We start from the raw sequence: 24,862 nt of genomic DNA on the forward strand, positions 1-24,862 counted from the left end.
AAATGCGCGGACCGTCTGCGAGGCGAGCCAACAACGAACGGATGCTGCAAGGCCTTGCACGCTTCCGTTCGATGTCGCTGCTTTGCGCGATGCAGATGGTCTTCCTGCCGGTGTTCAGCGTCCGTCTCCAGGCGCAGACGGCGAACGTCATCGTCCCGGACGGACGCACCGGGACCGCCTTGCACACGTCCGGCAGCGTCACCAACGTCACGACCTCGACGGTGGCGGGTGCGAACGCCTTCAACTCGTTCTCGCAGTTCAACGTCGGGCAGGGCAACACCGTCAATCTGCAGCTGCCTAGGGGTACGCAAAACCTCGTCAACGTCGTCCGCGACGCGCCTGTCTATGTCAACGGCACGCTGAACTCCTACATGAACGGGGCGATCGGGGGTAACGTCTACTTCGCCGATCCCAAGGGCTTTGTCGTCGGCCGCAGCGGCACGGTGAATGTCGGCAGCCTCAACGTCTCGACGCCGACGCGCGAGTTCACCGACAGCCTGATCGGCCCGGGCGGAGCGATCAACGGCACGGCGGTCGGCAATTTGATGGCGGGCTCGTTCCCGGTCTCGCCTGACGGCAATGTCAGGATCTACGGCCGGATCAATGCCGTCGACGGCGTTCGCCTGACCGGGCAGAACGTTCTTGTCGGCGGCGCCAGCCAGCGCGACATCGCCAATCTCGATCATGCCGCGAAGTTCGCAGCCTCCGTCAATTCGAAGGGCCTGCACAGCGCCAGCGCCATCACCGTCAGCAACGGCTCGATCCATATCGGCGCCGTCAACAAGGCGACGGTCAACGGTCGCCTGACGGCGCGCAGCAAGACGACGACGCCCAGCAACATCACCGTCACCGCCGGCAACGGCATCGAGGTCGGCAACGACGCCAGGCTCGTCACGGCGAGCAGAACCGGCGATGCCGGCAACGTCACGCTGAAGACCCAGGGGGACCTCACCGTCAAGAGCGGCGCGAAGATCAATGCCAGCTCCGCCAAGGGCAATGGCGGCGTGGTCGACCTCAGCGCCGATGGCAAGTTCGATGTCGGCGACAAGGTGAAGATCAATCTGGCGGCGCCGAACGGCAAGCAGGGCACGCTGGTCCTCGATCCCGTCGACATCGTCATCGGCGGCGCTGGCGATGCCAATGTCAACATGTCGAACGCGACGGTCGCGGCCGCGATCGCGGCGTTGAACGGCACCGGCACCTTCACGCTGCTGGCGAGCAATTCGATCACGATCGAACAGCATGGCCGGGTCGACGCCGGCGCCAGCGGCGTCAACGTCACCTTGAGCGCGCCGACGTTGACCCTGCTGGCCGGCAGTTACGTGCGCGGTGATACGGTATTGCTGGATTCCGGCGCGAACGGCACCATCAACGTCAACGCTGCCGCCAACGGCGGTGCCCAGCTGGTGAGCAACACGGCGCTGCAATTCGTCGCCGCACACCTGATGCTGACCAGCACTGCCACCGCGTTCGTCGGCGACGGCACCGGTTCGGGCAACAGATCCGGATCGGGATTCATCTCGAATGCGACGATTGCCAGGTACGCCGCCGCAATGAACGGGGCGGGCGACCTGACCGTGAGTGCGGCAACCTCCATCACGGTGGACGCCACCGGTATCGTCGACACCCGCGGGATCAGCAACGGCCTTTCCACCGCCAGCTCACTCGGCGTGACGCTGAAGGCGCCGACCATCATCGTTCAGGACGGCGGCCAGATCCTGACCAAGGCGGTCAACGATTCCAACTCGGCCTTCACGACCGGCGACATCACCCTTGATGCCACCGGCGTGCTGACCGGCACCGTTTCGCTGGCAGGTACGCTGGCTGGCGGCGTCACCACGCTCCGGGCCGGCGCCTCGGTCACGCTGGGCACAACGGCCGTCATCGACACCCGCATTCGCGATTCCAATGGTTTTGCCGCCGCGAGCTCGCAAAACGTCGTGTTGAACGCCCCGTCGATTATCGCATCGCAGGGCAGTCAAATTCTCGCCGGTGCGGTCAATGCCGACAGCACGACGACCTATGTCGGCGGCAACGTCAGGTTCGACGCGACGAGCTCGTCGAGCGGCGTCGTCGCGGCCAACGGCGCGATTGTCGGCGACAATGTCGACCTCTGGGCCGGTTCAACCGTCAATGTCGGCCCGCAGGCCACGATCGCCGCATCAGTTCCGTTGGGTACGGCAGCGATTACGCTGCAGGCGCCGAACATCTCGGTCGCCGCGGGCGCAGCATTTTCGGCGCCGGGCGTCTACGGCGGCGACCCAGTCGCGGGGGCGGTGGTCAACTACAATCTGCAGTCGGCATTCTCGGTCAACGATTCCGCGACGAACGCGACCGTGCAGCAGTACGTCGCCGCGCTCAACGGCAGCGGCAAGATGACATTGTCTTCGACGGTCTCGCTGGTCGTCGGCTCGGCCGGCGCCATCACAGGCGGCAATGTGGACGTAGCGCTGAGCGCACCGTCGATCACGCTCTCCGGCGGCAGCAGCGTCAGCGGCAATGCCGTGTCTCTGCTGGCCGGCAGCGACCTCAATATCGACGCCAGCCGGACCGGCGGCGCCCAGATTTCGTCCGTGACCCCGCTGCACTTGTCCGCGCTCACGTTGAATCTCACCAACAGCGCCGCCGCCGTCGTTGTCGGCGATCCCAGTGCGGATGCCGCCGTCAATCTGACGAATTCCACGATCGCGAATTATCTCACCGCGGGTCCGATCGGGACGTTCAAGATCTCAGGCGCATCGTCGATCGCGGTCGATGCCAGCGGCATTATCGACCTCCGCCATCAGAGCGGAGGGGTCACCAATGGAGTGTCGGCGAACATCGTCCTTGCCGCGCCGACCATCAGCATTGCCACCGGCGCGTCCATACGTTCGGATGTCGTCAATACCAGCAGCACGTTCTATACGGCCGGCGACATCACGCTGACCTCGTCCAACATCACGGTCGGGGCCGGAACCCTGAACGGCGGTGTCGTGACGTTCAACGACGGACAGAGCGCGATCTATGTCGGGCCGTCCGGCGATACGAACGCCGGCAACGCGGGCTTCCTCTCCAATGCCCAGATCGCGAGCTACCTCGCCGCGCTCGGTGGATCGAGTTCCTTCAGGCTTTCCGCAAGCACCTCGATCTCGATCGACAGCGGCGCCGTCATCGCTGGTGGAAATTCCCGCAATCTGACGTTCTCTGCGCCGACACTTTCCTTCGCGGCCAACAGCACCGTAAGCGGCAACACCGTCCTCCTGAACGCGGGGAGTGCCGGCGTCATCAACATCAATGCCGCCTCCAGCACCGGGGCGCAGATCAGCGCGCAAACGCCGCTGCAAGTGACGGCCTCGCAGATCAACCTGACCAGTGCAGCCGCCATGTTCGTCGGCGATGCGAGCACGTCGACTAACAATTCCGCGGCTGGCTTCATCTCCAACACGACCGTTGCCCGCTATGTCACCGCGATGCACGGCATCGGCACGCTGCAACTGTCGGCCTCGTCCTCGATCGCGGTCGACGGCACCGGCGTCGTTGACGGCACCCAGATGAGCAACAACGTGTCCACCGGAAATTCGGTGAACCTGCTGTTGACTGCGCCGTCGATTACGGTCGCCGCACTGGGCAAGGTGACGGCGTTCGCGGTCAACAGCGGCACCAGCTACACGTCCGGCACCGTCACCCTGAACGCAGCCGGCAGCGGTTCAGGTCTTGTCAGCGTTGGCGGCACCGTCAAAGGCGGAACGGTTCTGCTCAGTTCCAACCTCATCACGGTTGCGAATGGAGCGACGCTCTCGGCGGGCCCTGGTGGCACCGTGATTTTCGCCTTCGACGAGGATCTGACGGTCAACAATACGTCGGGCAGCAACGGTACCGGCGGCATCCTGTCGAACAACGTCATCACCAACTATGTCGGCGCCATGAGCGCGGGCACCTTCGCGCTGTCGGCCGGTACCCACGGCCTGACGCTGGCATCGACGGCATCCATCACGGCGGGCAACGGCATCGCGGTCGCCCTGTCGGGCGCCTCGCTGAACGTCGTGACCGGCGCGTCCATCAATGCAGTCACGGTCGGGTTCGGCTTCAACGAGGACAACATTGTCATCGCGGCGAGCAACCCCAACACGCCGAACTACGCATTCGTCAGCAACAGCCAGATCGCGGCGCTCATTCTCGCGTCGGCCAACGCGACCAAGCTGACGATTTCGGCGAACAAGGAGGTCGACGTCGCGGCGTCGGGCATCATCGACACCCGCTTCCTGAATGCCCAGTCTCATTCCACACACAACGCGCTGGGCATCGAACTCGATGCGCCGATCATCAAGGTTGCGACCGGCGCCCAGATCCTGGCCAGGGCGATCAATTCCGGCGGCAGCACTTTTACCGACGGCGACGTCACGCTGTCCGCGGCCTGGAGCACGAGCCTCATCGCCGGCCTCGCAAGTTCGACCACGAGCATTACGGTCGATGCGGCAACGATCACGGGCGGCAACATCACCATCGCCGCGAACTCGTCGGCGTCGTCAAATTTCACCAGCAACGCCTTTGGGTATCTGGCTACGATCGGCATCTTGCTCGCCGGGCTCGGCGTCAATGGCGGTTACGTTGCCGGCGAATCGAACGCAACGGTGGCGATCAACTCACACGCCAATATCTCGGGATCCGGCAACATCGCGATCACGGCAACGGGGTCCGAGACGGCGGCAGACCCTGTCATCGCCATTAGCGCGATTTCGCCGTTCGGCGCCTCCGCCGTGGTCGGCAGCGTCAAGGCGAATGTCTCGGTGACCATCGCCGACCAGGCAACGGTCGCCGCCGGTGGATCGCTGAGGATTGCTGCGGCCAACGATGCCATACTGGATGTCTCGGCGCTGACTATCACGACAGCGGGGCAATTCGTCACGACCGCAGCCGTTGGCCTTGCCGACATCCAGACCCAGGCGGTCGTGAACAGTGGCGCTAATATCAGCGCCGGCGCCGGCGGCATCAGCGTCACCGCGCGGAACGGCAACTCGTTCTCGACCAGCGCGACCGCGTTCGCCTTCAACCCGACGAGCGGTTCCGGTGGCGTCGGCGGTGTCGTTGCGGTCAGTAACGTCAGCAGCGTGGCAACAGCGATTCTCGGCGCGAACGTCGGCAGCTTGGGCGTGGCGGCGGCAGGCCCGGTGCAGGTCTCGGCGTTTTCGGATACCAGCAAGAACGCGGTCAGTGCTTCGGTGACGCTGGGACAGCCGGCCCTGGTCGGCGGGATCGTCTCTGGCGTCGCTGGCCTTGGCAAGGTGTCGGCTGGCGTTATCGGCGCGCTGATGTCGCCGCTGGTATCGATCGAGTTTCCGTTGAAGGTCGCAGGCTCGCTGTCCCTTGCCACCAGCAACCAGTCGGCAAATGCCGAGATTACCGCGACCGGCGGCGGCAGTGGTCCGGCGATCTATTCCTCGGGTGATGTCAGCGTGGTCAGCCGGTTGGTCGACGACCGGATCCGCAACAATTCGTCGTCCTCGGTCACGGTCAGCAATCCGAGCAAGCCCGAAGCGGCAACCATCGCCGCGGCGGTTGCCTATGGAACCTACACCAACAATTCGAACGCCTATGTCGGTCAGGGTGTCATTATCACCGCATCACGGATCGCGGTGTCGGCCGATACCCAATTGCCCAACACCAATACCTGGGGCCAGTGGGACGGGCTGAACGAGACACTCAGCCATCTCAACGCGAATTTCGGCGTGGTCAACAACATCGTCACCACCTATGCCGACGCGACCGCGAGCGGCGGGAGCTCGGCCAGCGTTTCCGGCTCATTCGCCTATTTCGGCAATACCGACAACACCACGGCGTGGATCGCGAGCGGCGCGACCCTGACGTCGAACAAGACTACGACAGGTAGCTGGTCGACGCAGGTCGCCGACGGCAGCCAGAATGGCCTGACGGCGAATTTTGCCAGCAACATCACCGTAGCGGCGACAGCGACCAACAACTCGATCAATATCGGCGGCGTGTTCGGACCGTTGGTGCTGTTGCCGGGAGCGGATTCCGGCGGAGTGGCCGCCGGCGGCTCGCTCAACCTCATCATTTCGACCAGCAATACCAACGCCGGCGTTTCCAACGGCGTCACGCTCAGCGCCAAGGACATCGCCGTCACGGCCGTCACGACCGACCTGATGTTTGCGATCGCGCCGTCGTCCGGGTCGTCGTCGGGCAGCATCGCGCTCAACGGTCTGACATCGCTCGGCTTCATCAACAACGAAACCCACGCCTCGATCAGTTCGGGTGCCACGGTCACGGCGCCGACGATCAACGTCGAGGCCTACCAGAACATCTCGGTGCTGTCGCTCGCCGGCGCGATCCAGCTCAGCACCACCTCCGGCGTTGGTCTCGCGGTCGCGTACCTCACGGCCAACACGGACACGGCCGCCTATATCGGCGACAATCACAGCGACGTCAGGACGTTCAGCGGCGACGACAGCGGCGCCATGTCGGCTGACGGCGGCAATATCACCAGCAGTGCGCTGACAGTGCTCGCGGCGACTGCCGGCCGCCTGACGGTTGCTTCGGTGGCCGTGGTGGAATCGGATCCGTTTGCCCAAGTGGGCTCCGTGACCAAGGCAAAGTCGATCCTGTCGGGATCAACCGGCGTGTTCGGGACTTCCGTGGCCAGCCAACTTAACCGGGCCGCTGCGGCCGCTGCCTCCAAGTCCGGCAAGTCGCCGAGCTTCAGCATCGATATCGCCGGCAGTTCGGCGGTCTCGCAGACCGCGATCGACACCACGGCCTTTATTTCCGGCGTCACGATCAATCAGGGCAATCCCTACGCGGCTGCCGCTGCGCCGTTCGTGCAGGTTCAGGCGCTGAATTACACCATTCTGGACAACGGTTCCGGCGCCGCCGCGCTCAATCTTGCCGGCGGCAGCAATCCGAGCGCCGCCGTTGACGGCACCATCGCGGTCGCGATGTCACAGAATTCAACGACCGCCTTCATCGCCAACACGACGCTCGGCGACGAAGCCAGCGCCAGCGTCACGGCGCTGACCGGCGGTTCGGAGACCGTTGTCGCTCTCGGGCTGACCGCGACCCGCACCGGTATTGCGGCCTCGGTCGCGGCCTCAGTCGCCCTGATCTCCGACAGCACCACGGCCTATATCGACAATTCGAACATGACCGGTGTTGCGGCGGGAACGTCGAACGCGCTCAACGTCAATGCCTACCAGACCAGCAACATCGCGATCGGCGGTGGCTCCCTGTATGTGTCCGGCAGCTCCAGTAACAGCAGCGGCAGCGTCGGGCTGGCGCTGACTTATGCCGAAATTCGCGATCCCGGCGGGAGTAAGGCCGTCGATGCCCACATCACCAATTCGCAAGTCAACGGCTTCAATACGCTGACCGTGATCGGCGACGACACGGCCGTGATTGCGGCCGGCGCGGCTTCGGTCGGACTGGGCGGCAACGGCCTGGCCGGCGCCATCGTGGTCGACGTGATCAGTCCGACGACCACTGCCTACATCAGCGGCAGCACTATTACGATGTCGGCCGGCGGCACCATCACTGTCAGTGCGGAAAGCGTCGACTCCTCCAGTCTCGATGGCGCGCTCGCCATCCTCGTCGAGAGCACGAATAGCGGTCAGGCCGCGCATGACAATTGCCCGACCTCGAGCGGCTCGCAGGCTTGCGTCGATTTCAGTGGTGCCGCGCTCAACGGTGGCGTCGGCGCCGGGCCGGGCGCTGCGATCATGTCGGTCGCCGGCATCGTCGAGGCCGGCAAGAACAACGTCGGCGTCGCCATCGTCGCCGATGCCATTTCCACCACGCACTCGGCCTACGTCACCCAGACGCTGATGACTGCGACGACCGGCAACGTGCTGGTGGCGGCGGAAGATTCCTCGAAGATCCAGTCCGTTGCGGTCGGCTTCGGCTTGTCGACCGGGCAGTTCGCCGGGCAGGGCGGCGTCGTCGTCAGCACCATCAGGAACGACGTTTCGGCGGCGATTGGCGACGGCAACTCGACCCCCACCAATACGGTGGTGAACGCCGGCAATGTGACCGTCCAGGCGCGCGACAATTCCGCGATCACCTCGACGGCGGCGGTTGCGGGAGCCTCTACCCAGGGCAGCGCCGGCGGCCTTTCCATCGTCTACAGCGAGATCAGCAACGAGCTCAACGCCAGCGTGACCGGTGCGAAGATCGTCGCCGGCAGCGACGCGACGGTCAGTGCCACCTCGAACGCCACGATCTCGACGGTCGCCGTCGGCGTGGCCTTGTCCTCGCAGATCGGCCTTGCGGGATCGGTCGCGACCAATGTGATGGGCACCAACGTCACCGCCAGCATCACCGGCGGCGCCGATGTGCTCGCGAGCAACAATGTCGGCGTGCTCGCCAACAACACCGATGGCGTCGCCGTGTTCGCCGGCGCTTTCGCCATCTCGAAGGGCGCGGCCGGCGGCGGCGGCTCGATGGTCACCAACTCGATCAACGGCAGCACCTCGGCGTTCATCGGCGGCCAGACCACCTTGGTCGATGCGCTCGGAACCAGCTCGTCGGATACCCTGTCGGTCAACAGCGGAACGCTGACGCGCGCCTTCAATATCGGCGGCTTCAGCGCGCCGACCGACAATATTCCCGATCTCAGCGAGACGCAGGAATCGGTGAAGGGCCTTGCCGTCGTCGCCAGCTCGCATCAGGCGGTGGTCGCCAACGTCGCAGGTCTCGCCGCAGGAAGCAGCATCGCCATCATGATCAACCCGATCGTGAACGTGATGCAGGGCACGACGAAGGCTTATATCGACAAAGCCAGCATCGACACGCGCCTCGCCAATTCGTCGCCGGCGACACAGCCGTTCCCGCAAATCGACGTCGCGGCCAGCAGCTTCTCCTATTCGGGCACGTTCGGCGTCGGCGTCGCGATGGTCACCGGTGGCGGCGGTGTCGGCGGCGGCGCGACCATCGTCAGCACGACGATGGCGCGGAGCACGTATGCCACCATCACCAATGCGACGATCGGCACCATGATTGGCGGCGCGCCCGCGGTCGGCGCGGTCACCGTCAAGGCTAATGCCGAGCAGGACGCATCTTCGATCGCGCTCGGCTTCAACAGCGGTTCGGTCGGGCTCAACGTCTTCAAGGCGACCACCGAGGCCTATGTGGATGGCGGCGCGCTCAACGCCACGTCGCTGTCCGTTCATGCCACCGACAGCACGGGGATCGCTTCGGCCAATGGCAGCGGCGCCTATGGCAGCCAGGCGGCGATCGGTGCCGCGTTCCTGGTCCAGGTCAGCGCCAACAAGACCGAGGCCTATGTCGGCGACGAATTCTTCTATCGCGGTGACAGCACGACGGGGCATACCACCGCGATCACGCTCGCCAGCACCGGAACCCTCGACGTTGCGGCGTCGACCACGGACAATTTCAAGGCCTACTCGGTCGGCGGGGCGGTCTCGAGCGGCACCGCCGCCATCGCCGGGATGGCGAATATCGAGATCGCCAACAACACGACGATCGCGGGACTTTACGACACCAATGTGCAGACAGCGACCGGCGGTACGGTCGGCGCGATTTCGATCAACGGCACCGAAACCGTCGACATCATGGAGATCGCCGGCGCGCTGTCGATCGCGGCGACTGGGGCAGGGGTCGGCGTCGGCGCGGCGGCCAACGTCATCTCCTTCGAGAGTTCGACCGTTGCGGAGGCACGTGGCAGCACCCTGAAATCGTCAGGCACGGTCAGTGTCGTCGGCCAGAGCACGCGAGAGGTCCAGTCCTACGCGGTGACCGCCGGCATCGGTGGGTCGGCCGGACTTGCCGCAACGATCGGCGTCATCAATGTCGGCGTTAATCTCGCCGATGGCGCCGTGTTCGCTCAGCAAATGGGACAGCTCGGCGGCACCCTCGATGCGACCAATTCAGGAACCAATTCCGACCAGGGCGGCAATGCTGTCGCGAGCGGCACGGCCGGCTCTCCGTCGGGCGCGCATGCCAGTTCGAGATACGATGTCAGCGGGGCGCTGAACGGCGGTGCTGACGGCGTGACCGCGCAGATCGACGGTGGCTCAGTCACCGCCAACGAAATCGACGTGGGAGCGACCAGCGCGACCAGCGCACAGATGTTCCTGCTCGGCGCCGGCTTCGGCAAGAATGCCGGCGTCGGTGCCGCGGTCGGCTTTGCCACCGTCGGCAGCAATGTCCTTGCCAGCCTCAATCCCGTCACGGCGGTGGCGCCCACCATCAACGTGCTGGCGACGGTCCAGGATGCGAGCAGTGGCTCGCATCCCGGCCGCACCATCGACATTCAGTCGATCGCCGGTGGTGGCGCGCTTTATTTCGGCGGCGATGCCGCCGTTGCCGAGGGTGAGATCGGCAATGTGGTCACGGCGCAAATCGGCGGGCAGATCTCGGGAACCAACGCCGCCATCAATGTCGGCGCCCGCGACACCTCCTCGCAGCGCGCCCAGACCGAAGGCGCATCGGTCGGCATCGCCGCAATCGGCGCATCGGTTACGACGGCGCAGAAGACCAGCCTGGTGACGGCCCAGGTGCTGCATGGTGCCCAGATCACGGCCGCCTCGCTCGGCGTGAACGCCTCTAACGCCGGCATGCTTTGGGCCTATTCGGTCGCGGTCTCAGGCGGCATCCTGAGCGGCAACGGATCGACCGCCTTTGCGACCGACCTTGCGAACGTCACCACACGGGTCGGATCCAACGCCATCGTCACGACCAGCGGCAGCAGCGGCCTGACGATGACCGCGACCGATACGCCGGATGCGGAAGCCAATGCGCTCGGCGTTGTCGCCGGCGGAGCCGCGGTCGGTGCCTCGGTTGCGACCGCAACCGTCAGCTCCACGGTGACGTCGGAAGTGCTTGGTGGTGCAGCGCTGACGGGTAGCGTGAATGTCGCCGCCTACGAGAAAGTCCAGAACGGTGGCAACGCGGCCTATACCAACGCAATCGGTGCCTCCGGCGGCGCTCTTCTCGGGGTTCAGGCAACGGCATCGCTCGCCTCCAACAACTCCAGCGTCGCGGCCACGATCGGTGACAACGTCACTTTGTCCTCCGGCAACGTGACCGTTCTCGCCCAGAACACGACCGGCCAGAGCGCCAATGCCACCGGTATCGCGGCAGGCGGTATCCTGGCGGTTGGCGTGGTGGTGGTGAACGCGACCTCGAGCACGAGGACCGTCGCCACGATCGGCGATAACACGGACGCCTCCAACACCGGCGTGATGCAGATTTCAGCCATCGGTGCCGACAACAATTATGCCCATGCGATTTCCGGTAGCGGCGGCACCTTTGCCGGAAACGGCGCCTCGGCGAACACGTCGGATAATTCGACCGTCAATGCCGGCATTGGTAACGGCAACCGCGGCGCCGCACCCTCCGGCTCCGACAACTTCATCTCGGTCGCCTCGCTGGCGATCCTCGCCACCCACACCGACAACTACACGACGATCGCCGATTCGGCGCAGGCCGCGGTCCTCGGGGCCAGCGGCGCGGCCTCGACACACAGCGCCAATTCCGTCGTGACGGCGGGGATCGGCATCAACAATACGATCGGGGTGAGGGGCACCAATCCCGGCCATTGCGACGTCTCGGATTGCGCCCCCGACCTGACCATCGCCGCCAACAACATCTTCAATGAGGTCGGCACCGGTTCCAGTGCCAATGCGGGCGCCGGTGGCGGCATCAACGGCGTCGGCGCCACCAGCGCCATCACGCTCGTGGGCGTTGCGACCGTCAATATCGGCAAGAACACGCACATCACCGCGGGCACCGACACGGTGCTGAACCCGGGCAATGTGAGGATGCTCGCCACCAGCACGATCACCGGCACCGACCGCGTGACCCTGGTCACCGGCGGCGGCATCGAAGGTGCCGGCGTCTCGTCGTCGCTGTCCGCGAATGTCGACAATAACATCAATATCGGCTCGGCAGCGGCGTTCGATGCCGGCGCGCTGACGTCGCCGTCTGCGGCCACGGCCGACCAGGTATGGATCACTTCGTTCGGCACGATCGGAGCCGGCACCTACACCATGTCGTCGGCCAACACCTCGTCCAACGCCAACACCTATGGCGTCGCGTTCGTCGCCGCCGCGGCCTTCGCCAACACTGACATCACCACCAACCAGAACATCGTGGTCGGCTCGTCGGTGCTGACGGCGTTCGACAACATCGATCTCGCAGCCGGTCGGAGCCCCGACGGGTCGAGCCCGACCACCATGCAGGATGACGCGTCTGCGATCAGCTTCGCGAGGGGACTCATCGCGGTGCCGGACGCGCGCGCGTCCTCGACGCTCACCAACAACACCAGCGTCACGATCGCGGCCGGCGCATCGGTCAACAGCGGCCAGAACATCATCGCCGGCGGCTATGCCGGCGTGGTGAACGCGACCGCGACCGGCAGCGGCCACGGCTACGAGCTCGGATTCATTCCTGCCAGCGACGGCCACAGCGACCCCAGCAACAACGCCCATGCCGAGCTGACGGTCAACGGTGCGCTGACGGCCGGGATCTACAACTCTCTGCTGATCACCATTTCCTGCGACTACAGCGCCAGCTGTCTCAGCGTGGCGCCTGGCGGCGCGCCGTTCAGCTTCAGCTACACCAATGCCTTCGACGGCACCACGCTGATCAACAGCCATTTCGACCAGGAGGTCCGCCACACCCTGCTCGCCGGGCTGAGCACGTCGGGGAACGCGTTCGCACTGGGTCAGCTGTTTGCTTCGGGTGGCACCGTCACCCTGAACGCCGACCACATCACCGGCAGTGGCACCGTCACCGCCAGGGGTGCGCCGACGATCTCGGTGAACAACCAGAGCGACGCTAATCTGATTCTCACAGGCGCCTATATCGGCATCGCTGCGGCGGGCGACATCTTCTTCACGGGCGCGGCGAGCGGCTTCGCGAGCGGATCGACGGCGACGCTTCACGCCAACGCGAACACCAGCGGGATCGCCACGATCGCGATCAACAACTCGTACAATCCGCCAAACTACGATCTGAGCGTCAACGGTCCGACGCTGCTGATCCTCGGCGACGTCACCAACGTCAACGGCCTCGTCACCGTGAACAACACGCTCGGATCCTACGGACTGTCGGCCAATCTGACCGGCCAGCAGGTCCAGATCACCGTGCCGAACGGCGCGGTTGCGGTCTCGGCGAATGATGATTCGGGCATGTATATCGCTGGCGGCTCGCCATTCTCGGAATGGTCGAGCTTCATGGTGTTCCCGGGTGGCAACCCTGCGAGCGGCGCGCCGGTCGGCAACATCGCAGCCGCGGTTTTGGCAAATACGTTGTATCCGGACGCCACTAGCGCTGCCGCGCTGAACAGGGACCTCTACGGCGAAGTCGGCGACCACCCCCCGGGCAATATCAGCATGATCCTGTTCGGCAACTGCATCATGTATTCCGGCAATGGTAATTGCATCCAGTTCCACGACCGGTACACGTCCAATTGGAACGGGGCCGTCAGCCAGTCGCAGAATTACGATTTCAACGTTAACAACTCCGACGCGATGCAGCCGTACATCACGTACTTCCAGCCGCTGACCAAGTCGACCGATGCGAGCCTGAGCGTCTCCCAGCAATATGCGCAGGCGAACCTGAGCGGCAGCCTCGCGAGCTTCCAGATCTACGGCTCCCAGGTCGCAATCAAGGCCAGCATCATCGACGTCAACGGCAGGATCACGGCCGGACGCCAGACCAATTACAGCATCAACCTGGACTCGAGCCTGTCCGCGCCCGCGGTCGTCACCACGACGACGACGGCCGTCGGCAACGACAACTCGTTCGGCTGCATGTTCTTCCAAACCGGCTGCGCGACGACGGTGACGAACACGAGCGTCTCGGGCGGATCCATTTCCGTGTTCGAGTACAATTATCAGCAGGCCATCCTGACCAATCCGACCGTCAACGCGCTGATGACGCTGGTCACAGATCAGTTCGGCGCCCCGCTGGCGACCTACAATGCCGCAACCAACCAAATCACCGTCGCCAACATCAACGCGTCGTCTGGCGGCGGCAGCGTGCTGCTCGACGGCAAGATCATCAGCACCAACCAGCTCGGCAACATTCACGTCAACGGCGGCTACGGCAGCGTCAGCATCAACAACCAGACCGGCCTCGACCTCGTGGTCAAGGGCGTCAACACCGGCAACACGGCTGCGGCCGCAGCGTTGACCAGCACCGTGACCCTGGTCGATCGCAATATCACGTCCGGCAACAACACTTCGACCTACGTCTATTCGCCGGCGACCAACGCCATCAACCTCTACAAGACCGCGAACGGCGCGCCACCCGTCACCAGTGCCGGCTGTACTGCGGCCAATAACTGCTCCACGACCTCTGGTTCGGACGGATATTACGATCCGGTTTCGGGGCTGCGCTTCCAGTGGATGCAACAGGCCTCGATCCGTCGTGGCACTCTGACCACCGATCCGATCACCCACGTGGTCACGAACGTCATCGGGGCCTACTCGGACTGGGAATTCACCGGCGACGTCAATCAGCCGTGGTCATACGTCGCGGCGAACGGCACGCTGTCATCGACCCCGCAGGGACAGATCACGACGGGCAATTCCACGAGCTTGCCGGTATTCCAGGAGACCATCACCGGGAGGGTGGATCATTACGCCCAGACCAACGTCCAATATGGCAATTGTGACGGGCACACCTGCAGCTATTTCTTCTATCAGAACGGTAGCAACTACGCCGACTGGAACTACAATCTGGCGGACCAGGGCACGCTGACCCTCACCTCGTCGGTGAAGGCGGACAACCGGTTCGGGATCAATTTCGGCGGCAACGCCAGCGGCACGGTGAACATCGCCTCGAACGGCAACGTGATTTTCACCGGCGGCATCGTCAATCCGAACGGCGCGCTGTCGGTGAGCTCGTCCTCGCAGCAGCAGCTCTTCAACACGACGACCGGCGGCAGCATCTCGCAGACCTCGACCGGCTCGATCCTGACGCAGAGCGCAAGCTTCACTGCCTCGGGAGCCATTGGTTCGAAGGCGGCCCCGATCAACGCGACGTTGTCCAATACCGGATCGGCACCGGGTGCCCTGTCGGCGCAGGCGGGCGTCGGCGGCGTCTACCTGAACCTTGGTTCGGGCGCGACGCTCGGGCAGGTGTCGTCGGGCAACAGCAACACCGGCTTCGGCGACGTCGACATCACCGCGACGGGCGATCTGATCGCGGGGGCTAATGCGCAGGTCACCGGCCGCAACATCTCGTTGATCAGCACGCTCGGTGCCGTCGGTTCGACCAGCAATCCGCTCTCGATCAGCGCCAACGCGTCGCAGCAGGCCGACGGCTCGTATAGCGGCGGCATCGTCAACGTCGTCGCCCATGGCGACATCGGCCTGACCCAGACGGCAGCGTCCTCGGCCTATTCCAGCGATCTCAGGGTCGGCCTGATCGCGTCGGCGAGCGGCGACGTGCTGCTGAACGTGCCCTATGGCACGATCCGCGACGCGAGCGGGCAGACCGCGTCGCAAACGCTGACATCGGCTCAGGTCGCGGCGGTCTCCTCGGCCTTGCACCTGACTGCGCTCGATGGTGCCAACGATACCGCGCTTGCGAGCGTGATTGCGTTCTCCAATACGGTGAACCGCGATCTCGTGGCCTATAGCGTGCTGCTGCAGCATGGCACGATCCAGGCCGGTTCGGCGCCGCTGAACGCGTCCGGAATCGCGCATCTGGCCGTCGGTGTGCTGAGCTCGACCGATTACGCCACGTTCCAGAGCCTCACAGCCGCAGCCAATGCCACGATCGGATCGGACGGCACCCTGACCCTGACGGCGAACGGCATCAGCCAGTTCAGGGCGGCGGCGGCCACCGCACTCGGCATCGCCAACCCGACATCGGCGCAGATCCAGAGCTACGCCAACAGCCAGTACCAGGCCTTTGCAACGGCGATCCAGAGCTACGCCAATGCGCAGGGCACCTACGTGCTGGCGAGCGACCTCGCGTCGATCGCGACCTATGCGCCGACGGCCCTGTCGGCTGCGGACTATGTGACGTTCCAGACGTTGACCTCGAACGGTGCGACCCTCGGCGCTGCCGGCGTTCTGACCTTGACCGCGGCCGGCGTTGCCGCGAACGCCTCGGCGGCGCTGGGATCGACGGCTTACACCGCGTTCCGGACACTGACCTCGAGCGGCAACGCCACGTTCAGCGGCAACACCCTCGTGCTGACCGCGGCGGGCCTCTCCGCCTACGCCTCGTCCGCACTCGGAGCTGCGTCTCCGGGCTACACCGCGTTCCAGAATCTGACCTCGGCCACGAACGGATCCGTCAGCGGCGGCGTGCTCACGCTGAACGCGACTGGCATCGCCTTCTTCACCGCAGCCGCGGCCGCGGCGCTCAATGTTGCCTCGCCGACGGCAGGGCAAGTGCAGGCTTATGCCAATGCGCAATACCAGGCCTACGCGCAAAACATCCAGGCCTACGCCAATGGCCAATACCAGGGCTATGCGCAGACGACGCAGACTTACGCCAACACGGCCTATCAGGGCTTCAAGACCACTATTCAGGCCTACGCGCCGACGCTGTACCTGCCGATCGCCACCGTGTTCGGACAAGCCTACGGGTCGAACTGGAAGACCAATTCGCAGGTCGCAAGCTATGCGGCGAATTCGTCGGCACTGCTGACGCTCAACACCTATGGCAGCGTCGTCAATGGCGTGTTCACGCTGGGCACCGGCGCGATCGGCGACGCCGCCGTCGCCAACTACGCGTCCGCCGGGCTGACGTCGACGCAATACGGCCTGTTCCAGACCCTGACGTCCGCGCAGAACAGCTCGGTCAGCAATGGCGTTCTCACGCTGACGGCAGCCGGCGTTGCGTATTATGCGTCGTCCGCGCTCGGATCGGGCTCCGCCAATTACACGACGTTCCAGGCGCTGACCGCGAACGGCTCGACCGTCAGCACCGCCGGCGTTCTGACCTTGACCGCGGCCGGCGTTGCGGCGAACGCCTCGGCGGCGCTCGGGTCGACGGCCTACACCGCCTTCCAGGCGCTGACCTCGAACACCAACGCCACGGTCAGCGGCAACACCCTCGTGCTGACCTCGGCGGGCCTGTCCGCTTACGCCTCGGCCGCGCTCGGATCGGCGTCCGCCGGCTACACCGCGTTCCAGAACCTTTCCTCGGCCGCCAACGGATCCGTCAGCAATGGCGTGCTCACGCTGACCCCGGCCGGGGTCACCTTCTTCACCGCCGCCGCAGCCGCGGCGCTGCATGTTACCTCGCCGTCACAGGCGCAGGTTCAGGCCTATGCCAATGCGCAGTACCAGGCTTACGCGCAGAGCATCCAGACCTACGCCAATGGCCAGTACCAGGGCTATGCGCAGACGATCCAGATCTACGCCAGCGCCAAGTACCAGACCTTTGCGCAGACCATCCAGACTTACGCCAACGGCCAATATCAGGGTTATGCGGGGACCATCCAGACCTACGCCACCGGCCTGTACCAGCCGCTGCAGACGGCCACGACGTTCAATGCCACGCCTGCGGTCGCGTTCTCGCTGCTGAGCGCCAGCGGCTCGCTGCAGAACGGCACCTTCGTGCTGACCAACAGCGGCATCCTGAGCTACGCAAAGAGCGCGCTGTCGAGCACCAACTACGCCCAGTTCGCCAACCTGCTCAGCAACGGCAGCTTGAGCGGCGGCACGTTCCAGCTCACGGCCAGCGGCGTCTCCTCGCTGGCCCAGACGGCGCTGACGCAGGACTACCAGAACTTCCAGACGCTCTACACCAACGGCTCGCTGGTGAACGGGGTCTGGACGCTGACGGCCGCGGGCATCGCAGCCTTCCGTCAGGCGGCAGCGACGACACAAAATCCGAACCCGACCGACGCGCAGGTGCAGGCCTATGCCAATGCGCTGTACCAGTCCTATGCGGCGAACATCAACGGCGCGGCCAACGTGCAGTATCAGGGCTACCTGACGTCGATCTCGACCGCGGCAAGCACGGCGTACCGGAACTTCGCCGCCGAATTGCTGGCGCAATACAATCAGTACAACCCCAACAACCCGATCGCGATCACCGATCTGCTCGGATCGACGGCGACATACACCGCCGCCAATGCGATGCAGTTCCTGCAGACCTTTGCGTTCCTGCTCCCTACCGCTGACAGGACGACGTTTGCGAGCCTGATGGCGCTCGGGCAGATTCAGAACGGCACCTTCGTGCTCAACAACGTCGCGTCCTATGCCCAGACCGGACTGAGCGCCACCAACTTCAGTGCGTACACCGCGCTGCTGGCCTCCGGCACGTTGTCGAACGGTGTGCTCTCCCTGTCGCCGGCTGGCTTGAACGGCATGGCGCAGGCCCAGCTGACGCCGAACTACCAGTCCTACGTCAATCTCACCTCCAACGGCTCGTTGCAGAGCGGTAACTTCGTCTTCAGCAGCGCGGGCGTGTTCGCCAACGCGCAGGCCGGCGTGACCGCCGCCTATAATTCGTTCCAGCAGTTGATGACCAACGGCTCGGTCGTCAACGGCGTGTTCACGCTGTCGAGCAGCGGCCTGTCGGCCTACACGCCGATTGCCGCGGCGGCGCTGGGCATCGCCAACCCGACGGCGCTGCAGGTGCAGACCTACGCCAACCAGCAGTACCAGAACTCGCTGTTCAGCAGCGCCAACCCGATCTACCAGTCGTACGCACAGTCGATCAGCTCCGGCGCCCAGGGGCAGTACACGGATCTGGCCCACAAGGTCTTCGTTTACCTGCAGCAGCATGATCAGCAGGGCTGCAGTGGCTTTGGCGGCTGTTCGGGCCCGATCCTGGCTCCGGGGCAGACCTCCGCCACCGATGCCCAGGTTGCGCAATATGCCAGTCAGGCGCTGTTCGGCACTGACCTGCAGAACTATCAGACGCTCACCGCCAACGGCACGGTCGCCAATGGCGTGCTGACGCTGAATGCGGCCGGTCTCGCACCGGTGTCCGCGCAGGTGCTTTCCGCGCCGCTCGCGACCGCCTTCAGCTCGCTCCTGAGCACGGGCTCGCTGCAAGGCGGACAGTTCGTGCTCAGCTCGGCGGCCGTTTTGCAGAATCTTCAGACGTTGGCGACCGGCGGCAGCGCGGCGTCCGGGCTGTTCCAGTTCAACACCGCCGGCATCCTGGCCAATGCGTCGACGGCGCTGGGCAGCAATCCCTTGCAGCAGCTTCTGGCGAGCGGCTCGGTCCAGACCACGACGGTGAACGGGGTCTCGACCCCGAGCTTCGTTCTCAGCGATCCCGGCGTGTCCTATTATGCTGCGGCGGCGCTGACGGCCGCGAACTACCTGACGTTCCAGGGGCTGACTGCGAGCGCCAATGGTGAGGTCGTCAACGGCGTGCTGACGCTGTCCGCCGCGGGCATCGCGCAATTCTCGGCGGCGACGGCTGCGGCGCTGCACCTGGGCACGACGGCTCCGACGGCGGCACAGGTTCAGGCCTATGCCAACAGCCAGTACCAGGGCTTCGCGACCACCATCAAGACCTACGCCAATTCGCAGTATCAGAGCTACGGCAGCACGTTCTCGTCCTACGCCAACGGTCAGTACCAGCCGTTGCAGCAGGAGGTGCTGAACTACGCCGCGAACAACCTCAACATCGTGGTTGACCTGCCGAGCGGCACATACCGCACCAGCTTCGATTTCAGCGGGACTTGCCAGTACAATAATTGCTCCGCGCCGGCGCCGATCACCAATGCGGTTCTGGCCGACTGGGCGCAGCAGGCGCACTCGGGCACGAACGTCAACAATCCATTCGGCAACGGCTTTGGCACGATATCGACCGCGGACTACAACAGCTTCACCGCGATGCTCGGGCAGGGCAACGTGCAGAACGGAACGCTGACGCTGAATTCGGCGGCGCTGCAAAGCTACTACTCGAACCCGGCGTCGACCTCGTCGATCCTGAATCAGTCCTATCAGGTGTTCCAGGCGATCGTCGGGGCGGGTAACAGCACGATCCAGAACGGCACGCTGACGCTGACCTCGGCCGGCATCACCAACGTTGCGGCCGCCGCTGCAGCCTTCCTCGGATATAATCCGACCAATGCGCAGGTGCAGGCCTTCGCAGCGCAGTCCTATGTGAGCGATCTGGCTTCGATCCAGGGTTACGCCGCGACCCAGTACCAGTCCTACGCAACGTCGATCAGCACCTACGGCAACACCCAGTATCAGGGCCTCGTCCAGACCATCCAGAACTACGCCAGCACACAGTACCAGGCGAACGTGACGACGATCCAGGCCTACGGCAATTCGCAGTACCAGGCCCTCACGGTCAACGGCACGCCGCAGGTGAGCACCGGCATCCTCAGCCTGGTGGCCAACTCGGTCTACTCGACGGGACAGATCGTCTCCACGCTGAGCAATGCCGCGTTGCTGCCCTCGGCAGGGACCGTGGGCACCAATGTCACGGCCAGCGTTGTCGGCCGTAACGTCACGCTGAATGCCGGCAACAGCGTCGGCAGCACGGCGCCCAGCGTCTCGATCGGCCTGACCGATCTGAAGGACGGCACGATCACGACGACACAGCAGGCCGCGCTGTCGGTTGCGACCACGCCGGGTTCGATCACGTTCAGCGCGACGGTCAGCAACCAGGTTCTGGCCGGGATCGACCTCGCTCATCTTCCGGCCGGCGTCACCGTCAACGGAAACACGCTCAGCGGCCTGACGCTCGGCAACCTGCCGAGCGGCGTCACGGTCAACGATCTGAACTCCGTCGAGCTGGCGCAGACGGCGCCGCTCTACGTCAACGCCAGCGGCACCTTCAACGCGACGGCGGGTACAGCGCTGTACGTCCAGGCGGCCGCGAGTGAGGGACATCCGGTCGCGAGCCTGACGGTCGGTCAGATCACGGCCGGCGGCGATGTCACCCTGCTGGCGCCGCAGAGCATTCTGGCGGCGACCAATTCCTCCGGCGCGGCGCTGTATGCCAACCAGGTGGTGATCAATCCGGTCAACGGTGCGATCGGCAACCTGACGATGGCCGCCACGAACGCGATCGGTTCGGCCGCCAACGCGTTCACCTATCAGATCAACGGCAAGCTGGTCTCGGCGCAGGCCGGCACCGACGCCTATCTGACTGCAACCGGTGGCGACGCCATCTTCGGCAAGGTGTTTGCCACGAACACCGTCTCGCTCACCGCGACCAACGGCAATATCGACAGCTATCTGGCGGGTGTCACGATGGCCGCCAGCAACATCATCCTCAACGCGTCGGGCGATGTCGGAACACAGAACACACCGTTCACGGTTCAGGTCGGCGCCACCGGCCTGTTGAGCGGTACGATCGCCGGATCCGGCTTCTTCTATAGCCCGACGCTGGCGACACAGAATCCGGTGTCGCTCAACGTCGGCAACCTGACAGCCGCGAACGGACTGACACTGATCAGCGATGCCGGCATCTCGTTCAGCGGCGCCGCGGGTTCGTCGCAGGGATCGGTCACGGTCTGCTCTGGACCGTGCCTGACCGGTTCGACCGCGGTCGGCGGATCGATCACGATGAGTGCGAATGCCTCGATCCTGACAGGACAATCGATCAGCCTGACCGCGCCCGGCGACATCGTGCTCGGCGAGCTGATCTCGACCGCCAGCCCGTCCTCGACCGCGACCGTCATCACGGTCAACAGCACCGGCGGCACCATCACGGCGAACGGCGATGGTCACACCAACCTCACGGCGACGGCGGCGAACGCCGAAGCGTCGCTCGCCGCAAACAGCGTGGGCACCTCGAGCCAGAGGCTCAGCGTCAATGCGTCGCTGCTGACGGCGACCGCCTCTACTGCAGGCATCTATCTGAGCTCGGTCGCCGATCTCGATGCGGTCGAGCTGTCGGCAATCCACGGGTCGGTCGATATCGTCTCGAGCGGCAAGCTGACGCTCGACAACGTCCTGGCGGGCACGGCCATCGGCGCGAGCGGTACCATCACCGCCAAAACGCTGACGCATACCGGCGACGTCGTCATTGGGACCGCGACGAGCCGTGGCTACATGACGGTCGACAGCGCCGGCGCCCTTCGCTTCACGCAGCTTGGCACCACGGCTGGAGCCATCGGGCTGACCGCCTACGCCGCCGTGAACGGCGGAACGCTCGATGCGGCGGCTGGGCTCGGCGTCACCTCGATGATCGACAGCATCACGCTGGCGTCAGCGAGCAGCGGCGGCTCGCAGTCGATCCGGGCCAACCAGAACGTCACCTTCAATAGCCTGACCGCGACGGGTATCACCGGCGATGCCGGCAACATCACGGTCGTCGCCAGCAACGGCTTCGTGCTGGCGCAGACGGTGCCTGCGAACGGGACGGCAACGCTAGGTTCGGTCGTGGCCAACGGCTCGGCCTCGTTGACCGCAGGCACGACCAACACGGGCAGGGTGCTGACGGCCACCACTGGGTCGGCCTCGATCACCGGCGCTGGCCTGGTCGATTGGACCTCGCTCACGACCGCAACCACGCTGGGTGTGACCTCGACGGCCGACAGCATCACGCTGGCGTCAGCGAGCAGCGGTGGCTCGCAGTCGATCCGGGCCAACCAGAACGTCACCTTCAATAGCCTGACCGCGACCGGCATCACCGGCGATGCCGGCAACATCACGGTCGTCGCCAGCAACGGCTTCGTGCTGGCGCAGACGGTGCCTGTGAACGGGACGGCAACGCTAGGCTCGGTCGTGGCCAACGGCTCGGCCTCGCTGACTTCAGGCACGACCAACACGGGCAGGGTGCTGACGGCCACCACCGGCTCAGCCTCGATCACCGGCGGTAGCCTGGTCGATTGGACCTCGCTCACGGCCGCAACGACGCTGGGTGTGACCTCGACGGCCGACAGCATCACGCTGGCGTCCGCCAGCAGCGGCGGTGCGCAGACGATTCATGCGAGGCAGAATGTCACCTTCAACAGCCTGACCGCGACCGGCATCACCGGCGACGTGGGCGACATCAACGTCACCGCCGACCAGGGCTTCATCCTGGCGCAGACGGTGACGTTGGGCGGCGTGACGACGCAGGGCTCGGTCGCGGCTCATGGCTCGGCGGCGCTCGTTGCCGGCACGACCATCACAGGCAATACGCTTGCGGCAACGACCGGCTCGGGCCTGCTGACCGCAGGCGGTCCGATCAACTGGAACGGTCTCAATGTCGGCACGACGCTCGGTGCGACAGCGAGCCAGGGCAGCATCGCCGTCCAGACCGCTCAGAGCGGCGGGACGCAGACCATCCACGCCCATGACGCCGTGACGTTCAACGCACTGACGGCCACCGGCATCACCGGCGACGGCGGCGACATCAACGTCACCGCCGACAACGGCTTCGTCCTGGCACAGACGGCGACGTCGGGCGGCGTGAGGACACAGGGCTCGGTCGCGGCCCATGGCTCGGCGGCGCTCGTTGCCGGCACGACCATCACGGGCAACACGCTTGCGGCGACGACCGGCTCGGGGCTCCTGACCGCAGGCGGTCCGATCAACTGGAACGGTCTCAATGTCGGCACGACGCTCGGTGCGACAGCGAGCCAGGGCAGCATCGCCGTCCAGACCGCTCAGAGCGGCGGGACGCAGACCATCCACGCCCATGACGCCGTGACGTTCAACGCACTGACGGCCACCGGCATCACCGGCGACGGCGGCAACATCAACGTCACCGCCGACAACGGCTTCATCCTGGCGCAGACGGTGACGGCCGGCGGTGCCGTGACGCAGGGCTCCGTGGCAGCCCATGGCTCGGCAACGCTGATCGCGGCATTGTCCAACACCGGGCACAATCTCACGACGACCACAGGCGATGCGATCCTGCGCGGCACGGTGGTCCGCTGGGACAACCTCAACGTCGGCGGCTCGCTCGGTATCAGCGCGACATCAGGCGGCATCAATCTCGGAACGGCCGTCAGCGGCGGCACGCAGACGCTGCACGCCGTGACCGACATCGTCTTTAACCAGCTTACCACCACCGGAATCCCGGGCGATGCCGGCGACATCAACCTCACGTCCGACACCGGCGCGCTTCGCGGCGGATCGATCAGCGCTAACGGCGATACGCATTTCGACACAGCCGGCCCGATCGCGCTCGACCGTATCAGGGGCAGCACGATCAAGCTGTCCTCGCGCGGCGACCTGACGATCGGCTTCGTCAGCGTGATGAGGGAACTCGACCTCGCCGCCAACACCATCAACGTCAAGGGCGAGCAGATCCGCTCGACGCCGCCCATTCCGCTGATCATGAACGTGACCGGCTACAACGGCGGGACGGCGACATCGGCCAACATCTCGCTCGATCCGGACAGCATCATGATCAATCAGTTCAAGGTGGTGGATGCCAACTTCCTGACCGATGCGCGCGCGGTGTCGATCCTGAACGGCTATGTGCCGGGTCAGCTCATTCTCATCACGGCGACCGAGCAGGTGCTGCTGAACAACCGGTCGCCGGCGCCGACCAACTGGCCCTCGCTGCAGCTCTACCAGCCGGGCGGCGTCTTCACGATGAGCCAGGTCGCAAACGCCAATGTCAGCAACGCCTATGTGGTGTTCTACAGCGGCGACATGTCGGCGACGGTTACCAATTATGGGGCAACCCACACCTGCTGCACCGACTACACCGGCGCCAGCATGATGCGGAACATTGCGGTCGACGGCGAGGGCTATGAGAGCATCGACACCTGGTTGGCGCAGAAGAGCGTGGGGACGTTCTACCAGCTCGGTCTCTCCGGCCATGCGCGGCTCGACGCATTGCTGTCGCCGCGTCCGGTCGAGACCATCGGGTCCGGTCCTGCAGTGAACATCGAGGGGCTCAGCGACATGCGCAAGCTGCGCCGCCACGGGCAGCGCACGGGGCGCCCAGGCTGGAAAGATGCCGCAGCGGGTGTCGTGACGAAGCCGGCGACAAGCCGTCTTGCGGAGGCGTGGTAGGTCTG

At 65.0% G+C, this 24,862-nt stretch carries 1 protein-coding gene; it reads left to right on the forward strand.

Going from position 1 to position 24,862, the window contains the following annotated elements; all coding sequences use genetic code 11:
• Positions 1 to 2 precede the first annotated feature (2 nt).
• Positions 3 to 24,857: a leukotoxin LktA family filamentous adhesin gene (locus tag XI06_RS08575; protein WP_271605044.1), complete on the forward strand. Its 24,855-nt coding sequence runs from the start codon at positions 3 to 5 to the stop codon at positions 24,855 to 24,857.
• Positions 24,858 to 24,862 lie beyond the last annotated feature (5 nt).

The sequence above is a fragment of the Bradyrhizobium sp. CCBAU 11434 genome (assembly GCF_028128895.1).
Lineage (GTDB): Bacteria > Pseudomonadota > Alphaproteobacteria > Rhizobiales > Xanthobacteraceae > Bradyrhizobium > Bradyrhizobium zhengyangense.

What these genes read in the sequence shown, in the direction of transcription:
- XI06_RS08575 (WP_271605044.1), top strand. Translation starts at nt 3, where the DNA reads ATGCGCGGACCGTCTGCGAGGCGAGCCAACAACGAACGGATGCTGCAA.